At 69.3% G+C, this 1,125-nt stretch carries 1 protein-coding gene; it reads right to left on the bottom strand.

Annotated elements, in window-relative coordinates; all coding sequences use genetic code 11:
- A partial coding sequence (locus tag AB0B35_RS42145; RefSeq protein ID WP_361057538.1) for a hypothetical protein occupies positions 1-319 on the bottom strand: 319 nt, incomplete at its 3' end.
- Positions 320-1,125 lie beyond the last annotated feature (806 nt).

Consider the following 1,125-nt stretch of genomic DNA (forward strand, 5'->3'; position numbering starts at 1 on the left):
GGCGCACCTCGGCGCGCTCCAGCTCGGTCAGCTCCAGCGGCTCACCGCGCATCACACGGCGCACCGCGACCTCGTCGATGTAGGACGGATCCGGCTCGATGTCCAGCGGGAGACCGCACTCGATGGCGAAGATGAGGTCATCGGTCAGGGCCTTGGCCCACGCCGATCCGCACGCCACCGCGCCGAGCAGGTCGGCCGGGTCGAGGTGGACGTGGCCGGTGCAGTGGCGAGACGCCACCCCGGCCAGAGGGTGATCAGTGGTCAGCCAGGCCGCGCCCGGCTCGTCGGCAGGTGCCGACGCGATAGCCTGAACAGGCATCGCTCTCTTCCCTTCAGCAGGTGGAGTGGATGCGTAGGCCCCGGCAGGGCCGTAATCCCTGCCGGGGCCGTCTGCTGCGGTCATCGACCGCTGAGCCGCCACCCTGGCGGCTACTGCGTGGGCTGGGTGATCCCAGCCCCACGGAAGCTGTCAGCGCGCCGAGCGGCGTGCGCGGGTGGAGCGGTGGGGGCAGCGGCCGTCATCGGTGGGCTGCGAGGTCACGCGGCCGCAGCGGCACTCGCGCCATGCGGCCGAGCTGCGGATGGAGACGCGAACACAGTTGGCGAGTGTCATGCTGGGCACCTCTTCCTGAATCTGGTGGAGCGAGGACAGAAGCCAGCCCGGGGCGCGGCGTCCGGGCCGCGCCCCGGTGCAGGGCAGCACCCGGCCGTGAGGGCCGGGGCTGTGCAATCAGCGCTCGCTATCCGCTCACTCGCCCCGCTCGCCCGGGACATACCGGGGTCGGCCACCTGGTGGCTCAATGCGGGGTTCCCCGTCTCGTGCAGGGATACCGCTGCGGCTTCGCTCGCGCCTTTTCCTGTCGCTATGTAGTTCTCAATGACCAAGCGGTCACCAGCAGGTACGGCAAAGCCGAGGCCTTTCCGCGCTGCTGGGCCTAGGTTCGAGAGTACAGACTCAGTCTGAACTCTGCAACGTGTTGTGTCGCCGGACGCTGGCGCGTCCGTCGCCGTTGGCACTTGCTTCTGAGAACAGCTTCCGCCGGGGAAGCGGCCCGCCACAGAGGACTTGCGTGGACTGAGGGGGACTCCTATGCGGACTCGCTGCACTTGCGAAAGCGCGGAGAG

It is taken from the genome of Catellatospora sp. NPDC049133 (assembly GCF_040648455.1).
Taxonomy (GTDB): Bacteria; Actinomycetota; Actinomycetes; order Mycobacteriales; family Micromonosporaceae; genus Catellatospora; species Catellatospora aurea.